This window comes from Pseudactinotalea sp. HY160 (genome assembly GCF_009372055.1).
In the GTDB taxonomy this organism is placed as follows: Bacteria; Actinomycetota; Actinomycetes; order Actinomycetales; family Beutenbergiaceae; genus HY158.
Window position 1 is genome coordinate 335,589 of sequence record NZ_WHMT01000001.1, and the last position, 21,850, is coordinate 357,438.

Consider the following 21,850-nt stretch of genomic DNA (forward strand, 5'->3'; position numbering starts at 1 on the left):
CGAAATCCCAGCAGAAACACAGAAGGAGAACACATGGCCACCATTGAGGCCCTTGGCGCCCGCGAGATCCTCGACTCGCGCGGAAACCCGACCGTCGAGGTCGAGATCGCGCTCGAAGACGGTTCGTTCGCCCGCGCCGGCGTGCCCTCCGGCGCCTCCACCGGCGCCTTCGAGGCGGTCGAGCGCCGCGACGGCGACTCCGCCCGCTACCTCGGCAAGGGTGTGCAGGACGCGGTCAACGCCGTGACCGAGGTCATCGCCCCCGAGGTGCTCGGCCTCGACGCCGCCGACCAGCGCCACCTGGACCAGGTGCTCCTGGGCCTGGACGGCACCCCGAACAAGGCCAAGCTCGGTGCGAACGCGATCCTCGGCGTCTCCCTCGCCGCCGCCCGCGCCTCCGCCGAGAGCGCCGACCTGTCGCTGTTCCGCTACCTCGGTGGCCCGAACGCGCACGTGTTGCCCGTGCCGATGATGAACATCCTCAACGGCGGCTCGCACGCGGACTCCAACGTCGACATCCAGGAGTTCATGATCGCGCCGATCGGCGCCGCGACCTTCAAGGAGTCGCTGCGCTGGGGCTCCGAGGTGTACCACGCACTCAAGTCCGTGCTCAAGGAGCGCGGCCTGGCCACCGGCCTCGGCGACGAGGGGGGCTTCGCCCCGAACCTCGACTCGAACCGGGCGGCCCTCGACCTCATCCTCGTCGCGATCGAGAAGGCCGGCTTCACGCCGGGCGCGCAGATCGCCCTGGCCCTCGACGTGGCCTCGACCGAGTTCTTCTCGGACGGCGCCTACGCCTTCGAGGGCAAGAAGATCAGCCCCTCGGACCTCATCGACTACTACGCCCAGCTCACCGCGGACTACCCGCTCGTGTCCATCGAGGACCCGCTGAGCGAGGACGAGTGGGGCTCGTGGAGCGAGCTTGTGGCGAAGATCGGCGACAAGGTGCAGATCGTCGGCGACGACCTGTTCGTGACCAACCCCGAGCGCCTCGCCCGCGGCATCGCCGAGTCCTCGGCGAACTCGCTGCTGGTCAAGGTGAACCAGATCGGCACGCTGACCGAGACCCTCGACGCCATCACGCTCGCGCAGCGGGCCGGCTTCACGGCGATGGTCTCCCACCGCAGCGGCGAGACCGAGGACACGACGATCTCCGACCTGTCGGTCGCCGTCAACGCCGGCCAGATCAAGACCGGTGCCCCCGCCCGGGGTGAGCGCGTGAACAAGTACAACCAGCTCCTGCGGATCGAGGACGAGCTCGACGACGCGGCACTCTACGCCGGCACGAGCGCCTTCCCCCGCTGGAAGGCCTGACCCCTCGTCGCGTCCGACCACTGCCGCGCCCCTTCCCGTCACCTGCACGATCCAGGTTCGGGGAGGGGCGCGGCGGTCGTGGAGGAGCCACGGCGCCACGCCCCGGACAATCCTGGGCCGGCCCCCGGGGATGGGGGATCATGACAGGCGTGAGTTCGACCCGTCCCGCCAAGCGTCGGCCCGCGGCCGCCCCGCCGCGCACCGGGGGGTCCGGGCGCGCGCGCCCGCCCGCCCGACCCGCGGGAACGAAACCGGGCGGACCACGCGAGCGACGTCGTCCGGACGAGAGCGCCGAGCACTCCCGGGAACGGGAGCCGCGGCAGATCACGGTGCGCACGCTCGTGCTCGCGATCGTCGTCCTCCTCGCGTTCATGCTCGTGGCCCCCACGCTCGGGGCCTACGTGCGCCAGCAGGAACAGCACCGCGACCTCAAGGCCGACCTCACCTCGGCCCAGGACGAGGCGGCCGCACTGCAGGCGGCCGTCGACCGCTGGAACGACGACGACTTCGCGCGCAATCAGGCCCGTCAGCGGCTCGGATTCGTGATGCCGGGGGAGACGCCGTATCGTGTACTCGATCCCGAGACGATCACCGGTGAAGCGGCCCCCGAGGAATCGGAGGGCGGCGAGGTGACCGGTCCCGTACCGCTGGCACCCTCCGGGCCCTGGTACCTGACCGTGTGGGAATCGACCGAAGCAGCAGGACAGTCGACGGGAGAAGTGGAGCCCTGACATGGCGGTGGCAGCCTCCGATATCGATATCCTCGCCCAGCAGCTCGGTCGCGTCCCCCGCGGCGTCGTGTCGATCGCCGCGCGGTGCGTGTGCGGGCGGCCGACCGTCGTGCGCACGGCGCCGCGCCTGGACGACGGCACCCCCTTCCCCACGACGTTCTACCTGACCTGTCCCGGCGCGACGAAGGCGGCGTCCACGCTCGAGGCCCGCGGCGTCATGCGGGAGATGGCCGAGGAGCTCGCCGAGGACGCCGACCTCGCGGCGGCGTACGGCCGCGCCCACGAGGACTACCTCGCCCGCCGGGCCGAGCTCGGGGACGTGCCCGAGATCGCCGGCATCTCAGCCGGCGGCATGCCCACCCGGGTCAAGTGCCTGCACGCACTCGTGGGACATGCGCTCGCCGTCGGCCCGGGTGTCAATCCGCTCGGCGACCGGGCCCTCGAGCTCATGGATCCGCTCTGGTCCCCGGCACGCTGCAGTTGCTGACCGCGCGCGGCCCCCGAACTCCCGCCCCGACGACCCGACAGGCACGATCGTGACCCGTGTAGCCGCCATCGACTGCGGAACCAATTCCATCCGGCTCCTCATCGCCGACCACGACGGCGGCCGGCTGCGCGACGTCGTCCGGCTCATGCGGGTCGTGCGCCTGGGGCAGGGCGTCGACCGCACCGGCGAGTTCGCGCCCGAGGCGCTCGCCCGCACCCTCGAGGCGACCGCCGACTACGCCCGGCTGTGCCGCGAGCACGGCGTCGAGGCGATCCGCTTCGTCGCGACGTCGGCCACCCGCGACGCCCGGAACCGGGCGGAGTTCATCGGCGGGGTGACCGATCGGCTCGGCGTCGCCCCCGAGGTGATCTCGGGGACGACGGAGGCCGAGCTCTCGTTCACCGGCGCCGCCCGCGTCATCGGTCCAGGCACGGGCTCGCAGCCGGGGCCGGCGCTCGTGGTCGACCTGGGGGGCGGCTCGACCGAGCTCGTCCTCGGGGACGCCGGCGGTGTGCTCGCGAGCTGGTCGATGGACGTCGGCTGCGTGCGCATCACCGAGCGTCACCTCGCGGGCGATCCGCCGACGCCCGGCCAGGTGGCCGCCGCCCGCGCCGACGTGCGGGCCGCGATCGCCCAGGCGGCGACGGCGGTGCCGCTCGACCGGGTGCGCACCCTCGTGGGACTGGCGGGATCGGTCACGACCGTGACCGCGCACGCGCTCGGCCTGACCGCCTACCAGCCGGAGCGCATCAACGGGGCCCGGCTCGGCGTCCGCGAGATCGAGCGTGCCTGCGCGGACCTGCTCCACCGCACCCGCGCGCAGCGGGGCGACCTCGGCTTCATGCACCCGGGCCGGGTCGACGTCATCGGAGCCGGTGCGCTCGTGTGGAGCGAGGTCGTCGCCGCGGTCGCGGCGCACGGGCACGTGCACGAGGCGACCACGAGCGAGCACGACATCCTCGACGGCATCGCCCTCTCCCTCGGCGGGTAGGGCGCGCCCTACCCGCGGACGCGAACGGGGCGCCCGGATCCGGACGCCCCGCTCGCTCGACGAGGTGGCTACGCGAGCCAGACCCATCTGACGAGCAGCAGCGCCGCCAGGATGTAGACGATCCAGTGGGCGTCCTTGACCCGGCCGGTGCACAGCTTGATCAGGGCGTAGGAGATGATGCCGATCGAGACGCCCTCGGCGATCGAGAACGTGAACGGCATCGTCACGACGGTGAGGAAGGCCGGCACGGACTCGGAGATGTCGTCCCATTGCACGTGCCGCATCCCCTCCATCATGAGGGCGCCGACGAGGATGAGCGCCGGCGCGGTCGCCGAGCCGGGCACGGCCGCGATGAGCGGGCTGAAGAACATCGCCACGAGGAACAGCGCCGCGCCGGTCACCGCCGTCAGGCCGGTGCGCCCGCCCTCCTCGACACCCGCGGCGGACTCGACGTAGGCGGTCGTCGTCGAGGTGCCCAGTGCCGCACCGCTCATCGCGGCGAGCCCGTCCATGGAGAACAGGGTCTTGGCGCGGGGCATGTTGCCGTGCTCGTCCATGTACCCGGACCGCTGCGAGAGCCCGGTCAGGGTGCCGGTCGCGTCGAAGAAGTCGACGAAGAAGAACGTGAAGATCACGGTGAGCAGGCCGGTGCTCAGCACGCCGGCGAAGTCCATCTGAAAGGCGAGATCGCTCGGCCAGATCGGCGCGGCGACGATCCCGTCGCCGAAGCCCGCGAACGCCGCGTAGCCGTCCGCGCCCTCATAGACCGGCAGCCGGAACGCGATCCCGATGACCGTGGTGGCGATGATGCCCCACAGGATCGCGCCCTTCACCTTGAGCTTCATGAGCGCCACGATGATGAGCAGGCCGATGAGCGCGAGCCAGACGTGCGCATCGGCCACGTCGCCCACGCCCACGAAGGTCGCCTCGTTCGCGATGATGAAGCCGGCGTTCTTCATGCCGAGGAAGGCGAGGAATGCCCCGATCCCGGCGGTGATCGCATACTTCATGCTCGTCGAGAGCGAGCGGGCGATCGCCTCCCGCAGGCCGATGACGCTCAGCGCCACGAACAGCACACCCGAGATGAAGACGGCCGCGAGGGCCTCCTGCCAGGTGTAGTCCATGCCGAGGACGACGGTGTAGGTGAAGAAGGCGTTGAGCCCCATCCCCGGTGCCTGCATGAACGGGTAGCGCGCGATGAGCCCCATGTACAGCGAGCCGAGGATGGCCGCCATGCACGTGACCATGACGAGCTGCTGGAACACGTTGTCGACCCCGGGGATCACGATCGCGTCGGAGAGCACACTCGGGTTGACGAAGATCACGTAGCTCATCGCGAGGAACGTGGTGATCCCGGCGCGGATCTCCGTGGCGTAGTTCGATCCGTTCTTCGTGATGCCGAAGAACCGGTCGACGGCGCCTCGGGGCTTGGTCGGGGCGACCGGCGGATCATCCTCGTGCTTGGCGGTGTCAGTACTCATTGCTCTCCTTCGGGCAGTGATCTGAGGTGAGATCGATGGTCACGGGTCCAGTCTGGACCCTCAAGCAGCCTGGGACGCCCGGGTGTGGGCCGACACGCCGCTCGTCCAGACGCGGGAGATGTCGGCGGACGTGCCGCCGGCGAAGATCGCCGCGAGCGCCTCGTCGGGGCCGGGGGCGTGGGCGAGCACCGCGGCGAGCGTGGTGCCGGCGGGCGGATCGACCTCGATCGCGTCGAACGAGGCCCCGACCCCGAGGTGGCCCACGCCCGGAAGGTCGAGTGCGGCGGCTCCGGCGCGGGTGGCCAGGTGGAGCAGGTGCGCCGCGGTGAGCGGCACGCCGTCGGGCCGGAGCTGCTGATGGAAGTAGGCCTGGAGGCCCTCCTTGAACAGGCTCAGCCCCGTGCCGCCCCCGACGTCCGAGCCGAGCGCCAGCCGCACGCCCGCCTCGAGGTGGCGCCGCATGGGGAACAGGCCGCTGCCGAGGGAGGAGTTGGAGGAGGGGCAGTGCGAGACCGCGGTGCCGGTCTCCGCGAGCAGCGCGAGCTCGGCATCGCCGGCGTGCACGTTGTGCGCGAGCACGGTGTGTCCCCCGAGCAGGCCGGCGCGGTGGTAGGCCTCCGTGTAGCTCGTGCCGAACAGCTCCTCCACGGCCGCGACCTCGGCGGGGTTCTCGTTCACGTGCGAGGTCACGAACAGGTCCGGCGCGAGCGCGAGCACCTCCGCGCACGAGCGCAGCAGCTCCTCGGTGGCCGAGAGCGCGAACCGCGGGGTGACGGCGTAGCGCAGGGATCCCCTCCCGTGCCAGCGGGAGATGAGCTCGGCCGAGTCGATCGCGGCACGTTCGGGGGTCGTGTGCAGGTCGGGGCGCAGGTGCCGATCGCCGACGACGAGCCCTGCGGTCATGCGCAGGCCCGTCGCCTCCGCGGCGCGGAAGAGGGCGTCGGTGGCGCTCGCGTAGTGCGCGCCGAACACGAGCGCCGTCGTGGTTCCCGCGGCGAGCAGGCCCGAGGTGAACTCGCCGGCGACCCGGGCGGCGTAGCCCGGATCGGCCATCCGGGCCTCCTCGGGCAGGGCGCAGCGCTCGAGCCAGTCGAGCAGCGGCAGCCCCAGCCCGCCGATGATCCGCAGCTGCGGGAAGTGCACGTGGGTGTCCACGAGCCCGGGCAGGACGACCCCGGCGAGGGCCACGACGGGGGCGTCGGGGAGCGCGTTGCGCGCCTCGGCGAGCGTGCCGCGGGCGCGGATGACGCCGTCGGTGACCGTCAGGGCGGCCTGCTCGGCGCGCAGGGTGCCGCCGGTGAACGGGTCGGTCGGGGTGTCCACGAGCAGGCCGTGGAAGATGGTCGTGGTCATGCTGCAGCCTTCTGGAAGACGCGCATCAGGTCGGCGGCGACGCTGACGGCGATGACGGCGGGGGCCTTGCCGGCGATGTCCGGCACCCCGATCGGGCAGTGGATCCGTTCGATGGCCGACTCGGTGTGCCCCTCGGCGGCGAGCTTCATCCGGAATCGCGACCACTTCGCCGCCGAGCCGATCACCCCGATGCTGCCCAGGCCGCCGCGTCGCAACGCCGCATCGCACAGCGCGAGGTCCTCGGCGTGGTCGTGGGTGAGCACGAGCAGGTGGGCGCCGTCGGGCAGGTCGGCGAGGAGCGTCTCCGGTGCGGGCAGGGTGTGCCGGTGCACGGTGGCGGGGCAGTCCTCGGTGGCGCGGACGAGCTCGTCGTCGATCATGGCGGCCCGGGAATCGGTCAGGTGCAGGATGAGATCGTGCCGGGCCAGGATCCGGGCGAGCTCCCCGCCCACGTGGCCCAGCCCGAAGACGGCCACGGTGGGCCGGGCCCCGATCGGCTCGAGGAGCACCCGCACGATGCCGCCACAGCACTGGGTGCCGTAGGTGACGTGCGCGTGCTCGTTCAGCCCGAACTCGGCGTGCTCGATCTCGCGGACTCCGGCCGTGATCATCGCGCGGGCCCGCTCGGTCACGGTGGCCTCCATGTTGCCGCCGCCGATGCTTCCGCCCGCGCTGTCGGCGGCGACGAACATCTTGGCGCCGGCGTTGCGCGGGGAGTGCCCCCGGACCTCGACGATCGTGGCGAGTACTCCGGGGGTCCCGTCGTGCCTCGCGCGGGAGAGCGCGGTGATCCAGTCCATGGTTCGCAGACCTCGGATCGGATCAGCCCGCGGTGAGCACGGGGGTCGGCGTCGAGCGGCGGGCCTGCTCGACCGCCCAGAACACCGCCTCGGCGGTGGCGGGGGAGGCGAGCTCGACCGGGCGGCCCGGCTCGCCGAACGCCGCCGCCGCGGCCCGGAGCGCCTCCCGGACGGCGATCGCGAGCATGAGCGGCGGTTCGCCCACGGCCTTCGATCCGTAGATGCTGCCGTCGTCGGTCGGGTGCACGTACAGGTCGACGTTGAACAGCTGCGGAAGCTCGGAGAAGGAGGGCAGCTTGTAGGTGCTCGCCGATTGCGTGAGCAGCTTCCCGCGGGTCGGCCCGTCGCTCGTGTCCCAGCGCAGGTCCTCCTGCGTGAGCCAGCCGGCGCCCTGGACGAACGCGCCCTCGACCTGTCCGAGGTCGATGAGCGGCGAGAGCGAACTGCCGACGTCGTGGAGCAGGTCCACCCGGCGGGTGGTGTAGGCGCCGGTGTACCCGTCGACCTCCACCTCGGCCACGGCCGCACCCCGGGCGAAGTACTTGAACGCGTTGCCCTTGTAGGTGCTCTGGTCGAAGTACAGCCCCTCGGTGCGGTAGTACCCGGTCGCCGAGAGGGAGACCCGCTGGAAATAGGCCGCGTCGACCAGCTCCTCCCACGTCAGGGTGGTGGCCGCGCCGAGACCGGAGACGACGCCGGCCGAGATCCGCACGTCGTTCGGGTGGACGCCGAGGAGCCCGGCCGCGACCGGGGCGAGGCGGTCGAGGATGAGTTCGCAGGCGTTCTTGACGGCGCCACCGTTGAGGTCGGAGCCGGTCGAGGCCGACGTGGCCGAGGAGTTGGGCACCTTGTCGGTGCGCGTGGGCGCCAGGCGCACCCGGTCCAGGGGGAGCCCGAGCGCGGTCGCGGCGACCGCCAGCATCTTCTGGTGCAGGCCCTGGCCCATCTCCGTGCCGCCGTGGTTGATGAGCACGGAGCCGTCCTTGTAGACGAGCACGAGGGCGCCGGCCTGGTTGAAGAACGGCTTGTTGAAGGAGACCCCGAACTTGACCGGCGTGATCGCGAGGGCGCGCTTGACGTGCTCGTGACCCGCGTTGAACTCCGCGATCTCCCGTTGCCGGTCGCCGTAGCGGCTCGACTCCTTGAGCTTGGCCCAGATGTCGTTCATGCGCTCCGCCTGGCTCACGACCTGCTCGTACGGCGTGGTCTGGCCCGGGGCGTAGAAGTTGCGCCGACGGATCTCCTCCTGGTCGATGCCGAGCATCGTGGCGGCCTGGCCGAGGATGTCCTCGGTCACGACCATGCCGGAGGGGGCGCCGAAGCCGCGGAACGCCGTGTGCGAGGTCTTGTTCGTGCGGGCGATGCGCCCGAGCACGTGCACGTTCGGCAGGTAGTAGGCGTTGTCCACGTGGCACAGGGCGCGGCTGACCACGGCCGGTGACAGGTCGATGCTGAATCCGCCGTCGGCGGTGAGCACGGCCTTGTAGGCGAGGATGTGCCCCTCGTCGTCGAAGCCCGCCTCCCAGGTGGCGTGGAACCCGCCGCGCTTGCCGGTGAGGGTCAGGTCCTGGGTGCGATTGAGGCGCAGCGCCACGGGCCTGCCGGTGAGCACGGCGCCGAGGGCCGCGACCGCGGCGAATCCGTTGGCGTTCGTCTCCTTGCCGCCGAAGCCGCCGCCCATGCGCAGACACTGGACGGTGACGCGGTGCGAGGGCACCCCGAGGACGCGGGCCACGACCTCCTGCGTGTGGCTCGGGGCCTGGGTCGAGGACTGCACGAAGACCTGCCCGCCCTCGTCGATCGTGGCGAAGGAGGCCTGGGTCTCGAGGTAGAAGTGCTCCTGGCCCTGGATGTCGAGTTCGCCGCTGAGCCGGTGCGGCGCGCTGGCGAGCGCCGCGTCGGCGTCGCCTCGCTGGAGCGTGGCCTGGGGGCCTTGGAACGCTCCGGCGGCGATCGCCTCCTGGGTCGTGACGATCGAGGGCAGCTCCGTCGCGGAGATCTCGATCGCCTCGGCGGCCAGGCGCGCCTCCTCGAGGCTGTCGGCGAGCACCCAGGCCACGTGCTGGCCGTAGTACTGCACCGTGTCCGGGAACAGGGTCTCGTCGCCGATGTCGCCGTAGTCGTTGACCCCGGGCACGTCCGCGGCGGTGAGCACGCGGACGACGCCGGGCATGGTCTCGGCGCGAGTGGTGTCGAGGGAGTCGATGCGGGCGTGTGCCGCGTCGACCGTGGCGGGCCACGCGTAGAGCACGTGGGCGCTGCGGGGCGGCAGGTCGTCGGTGTAGAGGGCCTTGCCGGTGACGTGATCCCAGGCGCTCTCGTGCGGCATGATCACACCGGCGGCGGCTCCCGCCGGGATCTCGGAGAGTGGGCGCGAGCTGAAGACGCTCATGATGCGACCTCCGCGTAGAAGCGACGAATGGACTGCGCCAGGGTGGCGCTGCGGTAGGCGGCGCTGGCGCGGTGGTCGGACATGGGGGTCCCGACCGAGTTCATGATGTCGGCGGCGGCGTCGAAGCTCTCACGCGACCACGGCCTGCCGGCGAGTTCGGCCTCGGCGGCCTCGGCGCGCAGCGGGGTCGCGGCGGCGCCACCGACGCCGATGCGCACGTGGCTCACGACGCCGTCCGTGAGCGTCGCGGCGATCGCGACCGCCACCGAGGAGATGTCGTCGAACTTGCGCTTGGCCACCTTGTAGAAGCGGCCGAGCGGCGCGATCGGGGTGGGAATGCGGACGGCGCGGATGAGCTCGTCGGCGGCCCGGACGCTCTGCCGGTACCCCGTGAAGTACCCGGCCAGGGGCACGGTGCGGTCGCCGCGGGTCGAGGTGAGCACGAGTTCGGCGTCGAGCGCGAGCAGCGCGGGGGCCAGGTCGCCGATCGGCGAGCCGGTGCCGAGGTTCCCGCCGATGGTGGCGGCGTTGCGGATGAGCTGGGAGGCGAACAGCGGGAACAGCTGGGCGAGGAGGGGCACGGAGCCGCGCAGCTGCCGTTCCACCTCGGAGAGGGTGAGCCCCGCGCCGATCTCGATGTGACCGTCGGCCGCGGCGAACGTGCGCAACTCGGGCAACTGGTCGATGGCGATGGTCAGGGGGGCGCGGCGATGCTTGATCGTCAGCTCCACGCCCCAGTCCGTCGAACCCGCGAGCAGCACGGAGTCCGGCTGGGCGGCGAGGAGCTCGACGGCCTCGGCCAGGTCGGCCGGGCGCACGAACGCAGTGCCGCCGACGTCGATCCGGGTCGGCGCGCTCACGGGCGCCGGCCGGGAGCGGCGCTGTGCAATCGGATCGTCCGGGTCGACCCCGCCGAGGGCGAAGGCGGCGTCGCGGATGGGACGGTAGCCCGTGCACCGGCACAGGTTGCCGGAGAGCGCGTGCAGGTCGAAGCCGTTGGGCCCGATCTCCGCGTCGTGCCCGGGGGCGGCCTCGTATCGCGTCGCCGGCTCGACCACGGCCTCGGTGATGTCCTCGGTGCGCGGGGGGAGCCAGTCCTCGAGCGGGCGGGCGGCGTCGTCCATGACGATCGACCACGGCAGTTCGTTGCCGCTCGGCTCGATCCGGGCGCTCGAGACGATGTCGGAGGTGGCCGGCGCCGAGCAGCAGCCCGAGCCCTGCCCGCAGGGGCTTCGATCCTCGCGGTAGTACTCGGCGGCCATCGACGACACGAACCCGGGCGTGCAGTACCCGCACTGGGAGCCGCCGCGCAGCGCCATCTCCTCCTGGACCGGATGGAGGGCGTCGGCGGTGGCGAGGCCCTCGGCGCTGTAGATCTCCTGCCCGGCGAGGGCGGCGGCGGGGATGAGGCAGGAGTTGACGGCGGTCCAGCGGGTCCCTCCCCGGCCGTCGGGCCGGGACACCATGACTGAGCAGGCGCCGCATTCACCTTCGGCGCAGCCCTCCTTCGGTCCCGTGACGCCGTTCGCGCGCAACCACTGCAACGTGGTCGTGTGCGGGGCGACGCCGCCGAGCGGTAGGGGCCGCCCGTTGACGGTCACCGGCTCGGGCGACGAGCCGGGTGCGCCGGGGTTGCCGCCCGGACGATCGACGATCTCGGTCATGTTCCATCCTCCTTGGCCCGCCACGGCAGCGGTGCCGGGCAATGCTCGAGCAGCGCTGGTTCTAGCATGGTTAGGGCCGACGGAGTCGGGGCTAGCCACGCCAGGTTATCCATGCGAACAGGTCGTGACTACTGTGACGCAGCATACATGACGGGTGGGGTAATGGAAATAGACTTTCACGATGCGGTCAACCGCGGGTTCGTGCCGCCGGGGAGCGGCTGGCCGGGGGACCTCGCCGGGCCGCGGACTCCGGTCGCGGCGAACGCCCGGGACGTAGCCGACCTCTCCGAGCTGTCCGCCCTCGCCGGCGGGGCCCGTGAGCGCGTGGACGACGAGGCGGCGCGCGCCGGTGATTCTGCCGCCGATGCCGCCTCGCTGGACGAACTGTCCGCGCGGATCAGCGTGTGCCGGGCGTGCCCGCGGCTCGTGGACTGGCGCGAGGAGGTGGCCCGCACTCGGCGCCGGGCCTTCCGCGACCAGACCTATTGGGGCCGGCCCGCACCGGGATTCGGCGATCCGAGGGCGACGTTCGTCATCCTCGGACTCGCGCCCGCCGCCCACGGGGCGAACCGCACGGGGCGGGTGTTCACGGGCGACCGCACCGGGGACTGGCTCGTCGAGGCGCTGTACCGGGCGGGCTATGCGAATCAGCCCACGTCGACCCACGCCGGGGACGGCCTCGAGCTCACGGGCGTGCGGATGCTCTCCTCGGTGCGGTGCGCCCCGCCCCAGAACAAGCCCACGACCGAGGAGGTGCACACGTGTGCCCCGTGGCTCGACGCCGAGCTGCGGCTCCTGCGGCCGACCGTGCTGCTCGCGCTCGGCGGGATCGCCTGGCAGTCGGCGGCCACCGCACTCGTGCGTCTCGGCTGGCAGCTGCCTCGCCCGCGGCCGAGGTTCGGCCACGGCCAGGTCATGTCCGCCCACCCGGCCGAACCGGCGCGCCCGGCCGGGGACCGTGCAACCGCGGGGCCCGGGCCCACCGGTGAACGCGCCGGGGCCTGGGCGCCGCGGCTGCGGGTCGTGGGCTGCTACCACCCCTCGCAGCAGAACACGTTCACCGGCCGGCTCACCGAGGAGATGTTCGACGCCGCGCTCGAGTTGTGCCGCGAGCATCCCGCAACGTAACGCAGGCCACACGGCCGGGGTGTCCCAGGCCATTGGCGGGCCGGGCCCGTGTTCCTAGCATGAAGGCATGACTGCTCTGATCCGCAGGTCGCCGCGCATCCTCGTCCTCGGGGGCGGCTATGTCGGCCTGTTCACGGCGTTGCAACTGCGCAAGCGGCTCGGCCGCAAGGAGGCGACGATCGCGATCGTCGATCCGCGGCCCTACATGACCTATCAGCCGTTCCTGCCCGAGGCGGCGGCCGGATCGCTCGAGCCCCGCCACGTCATCACGAACCTGCGCGCCACCGCGAAGGGCGCCTCGATCATCTCCGGCCGGGTCACCGGTCTGCGCCACGCCGCGCGGGTGGCCACGATCGAGCCGCTCACCGGCGAGCCCTACGATCTGAAGTACGACCACGTCGTGCTCGCCCTCGGCGCGGTGGCGCGGGTGCTGCCGATTCCGGGGCTGGCCGAGACCGGCATCGGGTTCAAGCAGATCGAGGAGGCGATCGACCTGCAGAACCGCGTGCTCGGGATGATGGAGGCCGCCTCGAGCACCTGGGATCACGAGGAGCGGCGCCGGATGCTCACCTTCACCTTCGTCGGGGGTGGGTTCGCGGGGATCGAGGCCCTCGGTGAGGTGGAGGACATGGCCCGCTCGGCCGCCGACCACTTCGACGCGGTGAGCCGGGAGGATCTGCGCTTCGTGCTCATCGAGGCCTCGGACCGGATCCTGCCCGAGGTGGGGGAGGAGCTCGGCGAGTACGCGCTCAAGCAGTTGCGCCGTCGTGGCATCGACATCAAGCTCGGAACCTTCCTCAACTCCGCCGTCGACGGCCACATCGTCACCTCCGACGGCGACGAGTTCGAGTCCGAGACCCTCGTGTGGACCGCCGGCGTCAAGGCCAATCCGGCGCTCGCGAACACGGACCTCTCCCTCGACGAGCGGGGGCGCGTGCGCACGAACGCCCGGCTCCAGGCCGTGACCGCGGACGGCCGGGTCGTCCCCGGCGCGTGGGCCGCGGGCGACAACGCCGCCGTCCCCGACCTGACCAGCCCCGGCGACTTCTGCGGCCCGACCGCCCAGCACGCCGTGCGCCAGGCCAAGCTGCTCGGCGACAACATCGCGGCGACCCTCCACGGCAAGCCCGTGCTGGAATACCGACACAAGAACCTGGGCACGGTGGCCTCCCTCGGCCTGTACAAGGGGGTGGCCACGGTCTTCGGGCTCAAGCTCCGCGGCCCGCTCGCCTGGTTCATGCACCGCACCTATCACATGTGGGCGATGCCGACCTTCAACCGGAAGGTCCGCATCGTGCTCGACTGGACGATGGCCCTGCTGTTCCGGCGGGAGATGGTCAGCCTCGGCTCGGTCGAGAACCCCCACGCGGAGTTCCAGTCGGTCGCCGCACCGGCGGATCCGCGCGAACCCGCTGCCTGAGCGCCGCTGACTAGACTGCCGCCTGGGCCCCCATAGCCCAATCGGCAGAGGCGGTCGACTTAAAATCGATTCAGTGTGGGTTCGAGTCCCACTGGGGGCACGATCGCCGTCCGCCGGCCTGCGCGAACGCTCACGGTGAGGTCGATGAGTCGTCGGCAATCGGCGTCCCGGTCGACTCACTGCGGTGATGGAGGCGCGGGTGTTCCAGCAGATCCGGCGCGACCTCCGGCTGCCGCTTCGAGCCGGCGAGTTTCACAATAGTCACGCCGTGCCTCCTATTGTGTAAGGCGGAGGGAGGCGCACATGCAGTTGCAGCATCCATTCGGCGTCATCACGCCGACTGAGGATGGCGATGTCCTGACCGTGCTCGCCGGGGCGCAGTCCAGCTTCACCTCTGGCGATGTGGTGCGTCTTGCTGCTGGCGAGTGGTCTCGCTCCGGGGTGCGCAGGTCGCTCGACCGTCTCGCCGTCCAGGGCCTCGTCGAGTCCACCCGGGTCGGCTCTGGCTACGCCTTCCGACTCAATCGTGACCACCTCGCCGCCGAGCATGTCATCGCGATCGCGAACCTGCGCCGGGAGTTCATCGAACGGCTGCGTCAGGGCCTTCGGGGCGCCCCGCACCCACCCCTGTGGGCGGCGATGTTCGGCTCTGCCGCACGCGGTGAGATGTCCAGCGACAGCGACATCGACATCTTTCTCGTTCTCGACCGTCGAGTAGACCGCGACGATTGGGCCGACTGGTCGACCGATTTCGCGTCCGACGTGACCAGGTGGACCGGAAACGATGCCCGCCTCATGGAGATGACGGAGGGCGAGGTGCGAGACGGCGCTGCCGGCGGAGACCGGATCCTGACTTCGGTTGCCGCCGATGCCATCGTCCTGGTCGGTGAGCGCCGATGGCTCCACCGGCAACTGAGGCGGGCGGGCTGATAGTGACTCCTCGCACCAGACCCGCGGACGACAACCTTCGTCGCGGCAGGCTCTCCAAGGCTGAGCAGTTCGCCGAGGCCGCGGCGACGGTCCATGCCGTGGCCGACGAGGCTGGTGATGTGGCCGGCGCCTACGTCACCTTGTGCGTGCACGCGGGCATCGCAGCGGACCGATGACCGCGGACCGGTGCCCACCGCCGCCGGCGGGGCGGCGACCATGCGGGCGATCCTCACCGCCATCGAGCGGGTCGATCTCGGCGCGCACGCTGCTAGGGTCCTGATCAACCGGGCACCGGTGAGGGTGCCCGTCGACCTCACGGGGAATGGCGGTACTCATGGCACTGTCCGGTGTGGAAGCGGCCGGCATGATCCTGTGGCCCTGCGGCGTGCTCCTCGGCACTCTCCTCGTGCGGTGGTCACGCGGGGCGGCCTGGTCGGTGCTGGTGCTGCTCCTGTCGCTCATTCCGCTGGCGGGCTGGATTGCCCCGGCGATTGCGATCCTCGCCACAAGGAGATCGATCCCGGCGGTGGATCGCGGCCCCCGGTCCTTCACGGGAGGCGCGGGCGAGCGGTCCGCATAGGGCGATCGATCGCCGGCTCCGATACGGTGAGCACACAGACCACGGCGGCGAGTTCGAGGGGAGAGCGCGATGCGGGTGAGGACTGCGGCCGGAATCGCCGTGCTCGCGCTGCTCGCCGGGTGTGCCGGGCCCGCGACGGCGCCACTCGAGCCGCAGCAGTCCGTGGGGGCGGAGGGGAAGCGCCCCGAACACGTGCTCGTGACCGTTCTGAGCGAGCTGCACAATCACTTCACCACCCGTGGGGAGGCGCCCACGCAGGTGATCTCCCCGGGCGCCACCGTGCAGGTCGCCGCCGAGGAGCTCGCCGAGGAACTCGACCTCGGTCGGCAGGCTCGAGACTTCGCCATCGCCTCGGGATTCGAGATGCAGCGGGAGGCGGCGCAGGCCAGTCCGCTCGGGCGGGTCGAGTCGGTCGCGATCGAGGCGGTCGAGGATCGGCCGTTCGAGAGTGGGGGAGTGGACGTCCACCTCGTCACCGTGCGCCAGGAGGTCCGGCGCGAATCGGGTCCGATCACCGAGTCGCAGGCCGTCTACGCCGTGGCCTGGCAGGAGCGGGTGAGCGAGGTCGAGGCGGTGACCGGGACCGCCACGCTCGCCCTCGACAACGGGGTCGACCTCACGACCGCCCGGGGGGCGGTGCAGCGCTTCCTCGACCTGGCCGGCACCCGCGATCTCGAGGCGATCCGCCGGATCTCGGACGACGCGAATGCGAACCCCACCGCGATCGACGTGCTGCGCTCCCTCCTCGGCGCGGCCGGGGACTACCAGATCCTCACCCTGCCACAGGCACACCAGGGCAACGCCGACACCGTCTACGTGATCAACGAGGCGGGCACCCCGATCGCGCGCTTCGCCGTGACCACCGGACCACTCATACCCACGGTCGTGTACTTCCCCACGGCGTGAGCGCTCGCGGCTACGGGAAGAGCATGGCGAAACAGGCGCGGCTGGCGAGCGTCAGCAGCGCGCCGCCGCACGCCCACAACGGCAGCGTGGGCCGGCGGGCGATGAGGCCGACGAGGCAGACGATCGCGCCCGCCGCCGCCGTGAGCAGCGTGGCGATCAGCCACCACGCGTACGGCGGGACCAGGCAGACGTCCCGGACTCCGCAGAACGGCACGCCGATCGTCGCGAGCAGGCCGATCCCGCCGACGATCACGAGCCAGCCGAGGCTCACGGCCAGCACGACGCCCCCGAGCACCCGCCCACCGAGGGCCCGGCCGCCGGTCGCGGTGGGTCGCTGCGGCGGCGGCAGCTCCGCGGCGGGTATCGGTGGCGCCGGCCCCGGGTTCGGCACGCCCCCGAGCGGCAGCGGGCCGCGCCGATGCGGATCGGGGGGACGGGGAACGGAACCGGTCATGGAACCGAGTCGACCAGAACGCGGGCGCGCGTGCAGCCGCGTGGGCACGTCCTGTGGACGGCGCTGCATCCCCGCCCACCTGTGGACGGGCCGCGCGCTCGGGTGGACGGGCCGCGCGCTCGGCCGGCCCCCGGGAAGAGCCGATGCTGCCCGGGAGCGACGCGGATCAGGCGAGCGCGTCCCCCAACAGGTCGAGCACGAGCACGTGGCCGCCGTCCTCGTCGCGCACCTGCGTGAATCCGGCCGCGTCGTAGAACTCCCGCGACGGGTGCCCCGCGGCCACGAAGGCCGCGATCCGGGTGATCCCTGCATCGCGCGCGCGGCCGATGAGGGTGTGCACGAGCCCCATCTCGATGCCCCGGCCGCGGTGGGCGGGGATCACCCCCAGGCTCAGTTCGGGAACGGTCGTGGCGATGAAGGCCTGCCCGGGCGACTGCGCGGTGAAGCGGCGCAGCCACGCGGCCCCGACCGGGATCTGCAGGCCGTTCGGGCCACCGGTGTCGACGGCGACGACGCCCAGGTCACCCTCCCGCTGCCAGCCGGCGACATACTGCGACAGCACGCGATCGCGCAGGAGCTGCCGGCGGCTGATCGGCTCGGGCAGGCCCCAGTTCACCTCTTCGAGGAGCATGTCGATCAGGAACTCGGCATCCTCGGCCGCGGTGTCGCGTACGCCCACGGGTCCGTGGCGGACGTCCTCGGTCATGCTGTCTTCGGTCTCCGTTCAGGCAGGGTGCACGATTCCGTTCTCATAGGCAAAAATGACAGCCTGAACCCGATCGCGCAAACCAAGTTTCGAGAGCACTTTACCCACATGGGTCTTCACAGTCGCCTCGGAGACGTACAAATCCGCGGCGATCTCGGCATTCGACCGACCCCGGGAGAGCGCCAGCAGCACCTCGTGCTCACGTTCGGTGAGATCGCCCACACACCCGGCGTCGACTGCTCCAGCGGCCTCCGGCTCCGGGAGCCGGGCCGCGAACAGCTCGAGCAGACGCCGGGTGATCCGCCCCGAGACGACCGCATCGCCCGCATGCACCGTGTGGATCGCGTTGACCAGGTCCACGGGAGGGGTGTCCTTGAGCAGGAACCCGCTGGCGCCGGCGCGCAGCCCCGCGAAGGCGTACTCGTCGAGGTCGAAGGTCGTGAGGATGAGTACCCGGGTCGCGGGCCGGCTCGCGGCGATCCGGGCGGTGGCCTCGATCCCGTTCGTGCCGGGCATGCGCACGTCCATGAGCACGACATCCGGTCGCAGCGCCTCGGCCATGCCGACCGCGGACGCGCCGTCTGCGGCCTCGCCGACGACCACGAGGTCCTCCTCGGCCTCGAGCACCATCCGAAAGCCCATCCGCAGCAGGGCCTGGTCATCAGCCAGCAGTACCGTGATCGGCATATTCCTCCTCGTAACCCAGGTCGAGCGTAGCGTGCACCCGCCAGCCGCCGCGGTGCGGGCCCGCGCTCACGGTCCCGCCGTAGGCGGCCACGCGCTCGCGCATCCCGATGAGCCCTCGACCGGCCCCCAGCCCGGCACCGATCGAGGACGACGCGGCGTGCCCCGGCAGCGCGGCCTCGCCTCGGGCGAGGCGCGGCACGGAGGCGTCGGGGGCGTTGATCACGATCACCTCGACACCGTCGCGTCCGACCGCGGTGCGCACGGTCACGCTGATCTGGGAGGTGTGCGGCGCGTAGCGCAGGACATTGGTCAGGGCCTCCTGCACGATCCGGTACAGGGTCAGGTGCAGGGCGGCGTCCGTGGGCAACGAGGCGCCGGCCATCGTGTAGGCGACCGGTAGTCCGGCTGCGCGGAAACGACCGACGAGTTGCTCGAGATCCAATTCCTGCGGCTGCGGTTCCAGGTCGGGCACCGTGCCGTCCTGGCGGAGTACCCCGAGCACCCGACGCATGTCGTTCAGGGCGCCGCGCCCCACCCCGGAGAGTTCGTCGAGGGCGTGAGCGGCCCGATCCGGCTGCGAGGCGACCAGGGCCCGGGCGCCGTCGGACAGCGCGATCATCACCTGCACGGAATGGGCCACCACGTCGTGCATCTCGCGGGCGATCCGGGCGCGTTCGGCCACGACGGCCAGCTGGTCCAGCTGCTCTCGTTCGAGGGCGAGCTGATTGGCCCGGTCGAGGAGTCGCTGCAGGTGATCTCGGCGATTGCGCACCGTGGTTCCGATGGCGATCGCCGCGAACGTCACGATCGCCATCCCGATGCCGGTGCCGATACGCATGTCGAACTCGAGGCCGGTGTCGGCGCCCGTGGTGACCATCTCGTCGAGGCGCGGGTTCCCCCATGCCCACAGGCCCGCGATGGCGAGCACGTTCGCCGCCGCGACGGCGGACCAGGCGACGACGGGCGCGCTCGTGGTCGTCACCGCGTAGATCGCGATGGCCACGGCGAGCTCGAGACCGGCCGTGGTGCCGGTCATGGCCGTGGCGGCGAGGGTCGCCACGATCGTGAGCGCGAAGGCCACGAGCGGGGCGCCGCGACGGAGGAAGAGCGCGATCGACACGGCCGCCATGAGCCACCACAGCCGGTCCCCGTCGGGCATGAGCGGGGTACCCGAGCCGGCGCCGACCTGGAAGCACAGCACCACCAGGAGATCGAGCATCCGGGGGCGGCGATGGAAGAGTCTGCGGACCGGCCCGCGTCGGTGGGCATGGGCCTCGACGAAGGCGGCGACGGTCTCGGCCTGATCCCGGGTCGTCGCGGCGGCGACCGCGATCAGGGTGCTCAGCAGCACGGCCGCGCTGCTGAGCACGCGCAGATCCGGTTCGAACGGGTGGTCGGCGAGAGCCGGCGTCGCACCCCAGGCGAGGATGGCACCCGAGGTGAGCAGGTTGACCGCAACGAGGGCCTGATCGGCCCGCGCGGCGGTGCTCGTGCGGGTCAGGGCGAACACGGCGAAGCCGAGTGCGACCTCGTAGCCGTCCGTGCGCCCGGTCACGGCGGCGGAGACCGACGTCAGCGTGAGGATCCCGGCGAGGGTCAGTGCGGGCGGGGCGGCTGCGGCGCCGAATCGGCGCGCGAGGCCGGTCGGCGCCGGCCACCGGTACCGGCCCGCGAGCAGGACGCCGGTCAGGGCCACCCCGCACCAGAAGAGCGGTGACTCGACCGGCCCGAGCGCCGTGCTCAGCAGCGTCGAGGCGACGAACGTCGCAACGACGAGGACGTCCGCGAGCGCGGGGTGCCGGGCGAGGAGCCGGCCCCAGGCGTTCGTGCCCGCGGGCCGGCCCCTCTCGGTGTGGATCAGGCGTCCCGGCGCCGCAGCGTCATCGCCCCGGCCGCCATCAGCACCACGACCCATGCGCACAGCACCCCGAATCCTTGCCACGGCCCGAGCGTGGCGTCCATGAGGTCACCGGTGAAGAGCCGCTCGCCCGCCGCCGCCGGCAGGAACTGGGCCGCGGTCTGAACCCAGTCGAAGGGGATCATGCTGACGATCGGCAGCACGAGGATGATCCCCAGGACCGCGGCGATGCTGCCGGGCGTGCTGCGCAGGAGCGTGCCGATGGCCAGCGCGAAGAGCGTGATCGCGGTGAGGTAGAGCGGGACTCCGACGAGCGAGCGCAGCGCCCCGTCCGCGGAGAGGCTGGGTGCCAGGTCCACGGGGGCCAGGATCGCCGTCACGACGCCGAAACACGCGGCGACGGCCACGACTGAGGTGACGAAGGCGGTCAGAGCGACGACGATCATCTTCGCGAGGAGCACCTGGCCGCGTCGGGGGACCGCTGCGAACGTCGAGCGGATCCGGCCGGTGGAGAACTCACCGGTCATCGCGAGCGCGCCGAGCACGGCGATGACGATCTGCGCGACGCCGTAGGAGAACGTGACCGACATGATGCCCACGTCGAGTCCGGCCATGGCCGGGTCGCCCGTCATCTGCACCGAGGCGTCCGTGCCCGCGCCGGCACCGGCGGCCATGCGCATTCCGGCCGCCATCATCGCGGAGAAGCCGACCATGGTCACGAGCGTGACCACGAGCATCCAGCCGGTCGAGCGCACGGCGAAGAACTTGATCCATTCCGAACGCAGCGTGCCCACGAAGGAGAGCCGGACGCCGGCGAGCGGGGAGGAGTGGCGGGTGGGGGATGCGGCCTGAGCCGTGTGGGCGGTCATGAGCGTGCCTCCTGCGTGCCGCTGTGGCTCACCCGTCCCGTCGGGGACCCGGCGCCCGCCTGGGCGTCGGAGCGGTACTCGACGGAGTCGGCGGTGAGTGACATGAAGGCCTCCTCGAGGGAGGCGGACTGGGTGGTGAGCTGGTGCAGCACGACCCCGTGGGCGGCGGCGATCTCGCCGATGCGGGCGGCCTCGAGGCCGCTGACGGTCAGGCGGGAGGGGCCGGTCGAGGTGACGGTCGAGGTGTCCGACTGGAGGAGTCGGGCGAGGTCGCCGGCCTGCGGCGTCTCGACCGCGACGCTCGATCCGGTGCTGCTGGCGATGACGTCCTGGACCGTGCCGGAGGTGAGGATGCGCCCGCGGCCGATGACGATGAGATCGTCGGCGGTGATCGCCATCTCGCTCATGAGGTGGGAGGAGAGGAACACGGTGCGGCCCTCGGAGGCGAGGTAGCGCACCATCGTGCGCACCCACTTGACGCCCTCGGGGTCGAGCCCGTTGACCGGTTCGTCGAGGATGAGGGTGTGGGGATCGCCGAGCAGCGCCGCCGCGATGCCGAGGCGCTGCCCCATGCCGAGCGAGAATCCGCCCACGCGCTTGCCGGCGACGCCGGCCAGGCCGGTCATGTCGATCACCTCGTCGACTCGGCGCCGCGGGATCCGGTGTGTGGCGGCGAGCCCGCGCAGGTGGTTGCGGGCCGTGGCGCCGGGGTGGATCGCCTTGGCCTCGAGGAGGGCCCCGACCTCGGTCAGCGGGGAGCGCAGCCGCGCATACGGCTGCCCGGCCACGGTGACGCTGCCCGCCGTGGGCCGGTCGAGTCCGACGATCATGCGCATCGTGGTGGACTTGCCGGCGCCGTTCGGGCCGAGGAACCCGGTCACCCGACCGGATCGGACCGTGAACGAGATGTCGTCGACGGCGAGCTTGGCCCCGTAGCGTTTCGTCAGCGCATGGGCTTCGATCATCGGTGGTGCCCCTTCCTGGATGTCATGACGCCACACTATTGTCCCCCGACGACACCGGCGCCGGTCCGGCGGATGATTCCGCCGGCGGCCCTCCCCTCGGGTGGGGGAGACGGGGAGTCATCCGTTCGGATGAG

The 21,850-nt window shown here is 71.8% G+C and carries 21 protein-coding genes and 1 tRNA gene; 11 read left to right on the forward strand and 11 right to left on the reverse strand.

Features of this window, described 5'->3' with window-relative positions:
- Positions 1-33 precede the first annotated feature (33 nt).
- The 4 genes from eno to GCG21_RS01480 all read left to right on the forward strand — a co-directional run bounded on the left by eno (position 34) and on the right by GCG21_RS01480 (position 3,523).
- Positions 34-1,314: a phosphopyruvate hydratase gene (gene eno, locus GCG21_RS01465; protein WP_152817485.1), complete on the forward strand. Its 1,281-nt coding sequence runs from the start codon at positions 34-36 to the stop codon at positions 1,312-1,314.
- A gap of 149 nt (positions 1,315-1,463) precedes the next feature.
- Positions 1,464-2,045 carry a septum formation initiator family protein gene (locus GCG21_RS01470; protein WP_194164878.1) on the forward strand — a complete coding sequence of 194 codons (582 nt, stop codon included), beginning with the start codon at positions 1,464-1,466 and terminating at the stop codon, positions 2,043-2,045.
- A 1-nt stretch (position 2,046) separates the two neighbouring features.
- Entirely contained in the window at positions 2,047-2,532 is a 486-nt protein-coding gene (locus tag GCG21_RS01475) for a DUF501 domain-containing protein (RefSeq protein ID WP_152817487.1), read from the forward strand.
- Positions 2,533-2,581: 49 nt separating this feature from the next.
- Positions 2,582-3,523, forward strand: coding sequence for an exopolyphosphatase (locus tag GCG21_RS01480; protein WP_370517196.1), 942 nt, complete (start codon positions 2,582-2,584; stop codon positions 3,521-3,523).
- A gap of 68 nt (positions 3,524-3,591) precedes the next feature.
- Here the strand turns inward: GCG21_RS01480 and GCG21_RS01485 are convergent, their stop codons facing one another.
- From GCG21_RS01485 to GCG21_RS01505, 5 genes are read right to left on the reverse strand one after another with little or no spacing between them, the layout of a single operon-like run.
- A complete protein-coding gene (locus GCG21_RS01485; RefSeq protein WP_152817489.1) occupies positions 3,592-5,004 on the reverse strand; it encodes an NCS2 family permease in 1,413 nt (470 codons plus the stop codon).
- A 60-nt stretch (positions 5,005-5,064) separates the two neighbouring features.
- Positions 5,065-6,357 carry a guanine deaminase gene (locus GCG21_RS01490; protein WP_152817490.1) on the reverse strand — a complete coding sequence of 431 codons (1,293 nt, stop codon included), beginning with the start codon at positions 6,355-6,357 and terminating at the stop codon, positions 5,065-5,067.
- Positions 6,354-7,157 (reverse strand): xanthine dehydrogenase accessory protein XdhC, encoded by an 804-nt coding sequence (gene xdhC / locus GCG21_RS01495; RefSeq protein WP_152817491.1) that lies wholly within the window; start codon positions 7,155-7,157, stop codon positions 6,354-6,356. Before xdhC ends, GCG21_RS01490 begins: the two co-directional genes overlap by 4 nt.
- A gap of 22 nt (positions 7,158-7,179) precedes the next feature.
- Complete coding sequence (gene xdhB / locus GCG21_RS01500) at positions 7,180-9,549, reverse strand: xanthine dehydrogenase molybdopterin binding subunit (RefSeq protein ID WP_152817492.1); 2,370 nt, start codon at positions 9,547-9,549, stop codon at positions 7,180-7,182.
- Complete coding sequence (locus tag GCG21_RS01505) at positions 9,546-11,213, reverse strand: xanthine dehydrogenase small subunit (RefSeq protein WP_152817493.1); 1,668 nt, start codon at positions 11,211-11,213, stop codon at positions 9,546-9,548. Before GCG21_RS01505 ends, xdhB begins: the two co-directional genes overlap by 4 nt.
- Before the next feature lie 162 nt (positions 11,214-11,375).
- Here GCG21_RS01505 and GCG21_RS01510 point away from each other — a divergent pair, with 162 nt between their 5' ends.
- The 7 genes from GCG21_RS01510 (at position 11,376) to GCG21_RS01535 (ending at position 16,177) form a co-directional block, all read left to right on the forward strand.
- Positions 11,376-12,341, forward strand: coding sequence for a uracil-DNA glycosylase (locus GCG21_RS01510; RefSeq protein ID WP_152817494.1), 966 nt, complete (start codon positions 11,376-11,378; stop codon positions 12,339-12,341).
- A gap of 67 nt (positions 12,342-12,408) precedes the next feature.
- The gene (locus GCG21_RS01515; protein WP_152817495.1) at positions 12,409-13,761 is read left to right on the forward strand and encodes an NAD(P)/FAD-dependent oxidoreductase; all 1,353 of its coding nucleotides are present in this window, start codon (positions 12,409-12,411) and stop codon (positions 13,759-13,761) included.
- 26 nt (positions 13,762-13,787) lie between these two features.
- Positions 13,788-13,861: transfer RNA gene (locus tag GCG21_RS01520), tRNA-Leu, on the forward strand.
- A 203-nt stretch (positions 13,862-14,064) separates the two neighbouring features.
- On the forward strand, positions 14,065-14,691 hold the full coding sequence (locus tag GCG21_RS01525; RefSeq protein WP_152817496.1) for a nucleotidyltransferase domain-containing protein: 627 nt from the start codon (positions 14,065-14,067) through the stop codon (positions 14,689-14,691).
- A gap of 2 nt (positions 14,692-14,693) precedes the next feature.
- Positions 14,694-14,867 carry a hypothetical protein gene (locus GCG21_RS16050; RefSeq protein WP_194164879.1) on the forward strand — a complete coding sequence of 58 codons (174 nt, stop codon included), beginning with the start codon at positions 14,694-14,696 and terminating at the stop codon, positions 14,865-14,867.
- Positions 14,868-15,025: 158 nt separating this feature from the next.
- On the forward strand, positions 15,026-15,271 hold the full coding sequence (locus GCG21_RS01530; RefSeq protein ID WP_152817497.1) for a hypothetical protein: 246 nt from the start codon (positions 15,026-15,028) through the stop codon (positions 15,269-15,271).
- A gap of 69 nt (positions 15,272-15,340) precedes the next feature.
- Complete coding sequence (locus GCG21_RS01535) at positions 15,341-16,177, forward strand: hypothetical protein (RefSeq protein ID WP_152817498.1); 837 nt, start codon at positions 15,341-15,343, stop codon at positions 16,175-16,177.
- A 10-nt stretch (positions 16,178-16,187) separates the two neighbouring features.
- On the opposite strand, the gene GCG21_RS01540 is transcribed toward GCG21_RS01535, so the two are convergent.
- The 6 genes from GCG21_RS01540 to GCG21_RS01565 form a co-directional block, all read right to left on the reverse strand.
- Positions 16,188-16,631, reverse strand: coding sequence for a hypothetical protein (locus GCG21_RS01540; RefSeq protein ID WP_152817499.1), 444 nt, complete (start codon positions 16,629-16,631; stop codon positions 16,188-16,190).
- Positions 16,632-16,797: 166 nt separating this feature from the next.
- Complete coding sequence (locus GCG21_RS01545; protein ID WP_152817500.1) at positions 16,798-17,337, reverse strand: GNAT family N-acetyltransferase; 540 nt, start codon at positions 17,335-17,337, stop codon at positions 16,798-16,800.
- 18 nt (positions 17,338-17,355) lie between these two features.
- Positions 17,356-18,024, reverse strand: a complete 669-nt coding sequence (locus GCG21_RS01550) for a response regulator transcription factor (protein ID WP_152817501.1) — start codon at positions 18,022-18,024, stop codon at positions 17,356-17,358.
- Positions 17,999-19,939 carry a sensor histidine kinase gene (locus GCG21_RS01555; protein ID WP_227993010.1) on the reverse strand — a complete coding sequence of 647 codons (1,941 nt, stop codon included), beginning with the start codon at positions 19,937-19,939 and terminating at the stop codon, positions 17,999-18,001. The genes GCG21_RS01550 and GCG21_RS01555 overlap by 26 nt, the downstream gene beginning before the upstream one ends.
- Positions 19,882-20,751 (reverse strand): ABC transporter permease subunit, encoded by an 870-nt coding sequence (locus tag GCG21_RS01560; RefSeq protein ID WP_152817503.1) that lies wholly within the window; start codon positions 20,749-20,751, stop codon positions 19,882-19,884. Before GCG21_RS01560 ends, GCG21_RS01555 begins: the two co-directional genes overlap by 58 nt.
- Positions 20,748-21,716, reverse strand: a complete 969-nt coding sequence (locus GCG21_RS01565; protein WP_152817504.1) for an ABC transporter ATP-binding protein — start codon at positions 21,714-21,716, stop codon at positions 20,748-20,750. Before GCG21_RS01565 ends, GCG21_RS01560 begins: the two co-directional genes overlap by 4 nt.
- Between the last annotated feature and the right edge of the window lie 134 nt (positions 21,717-21,850).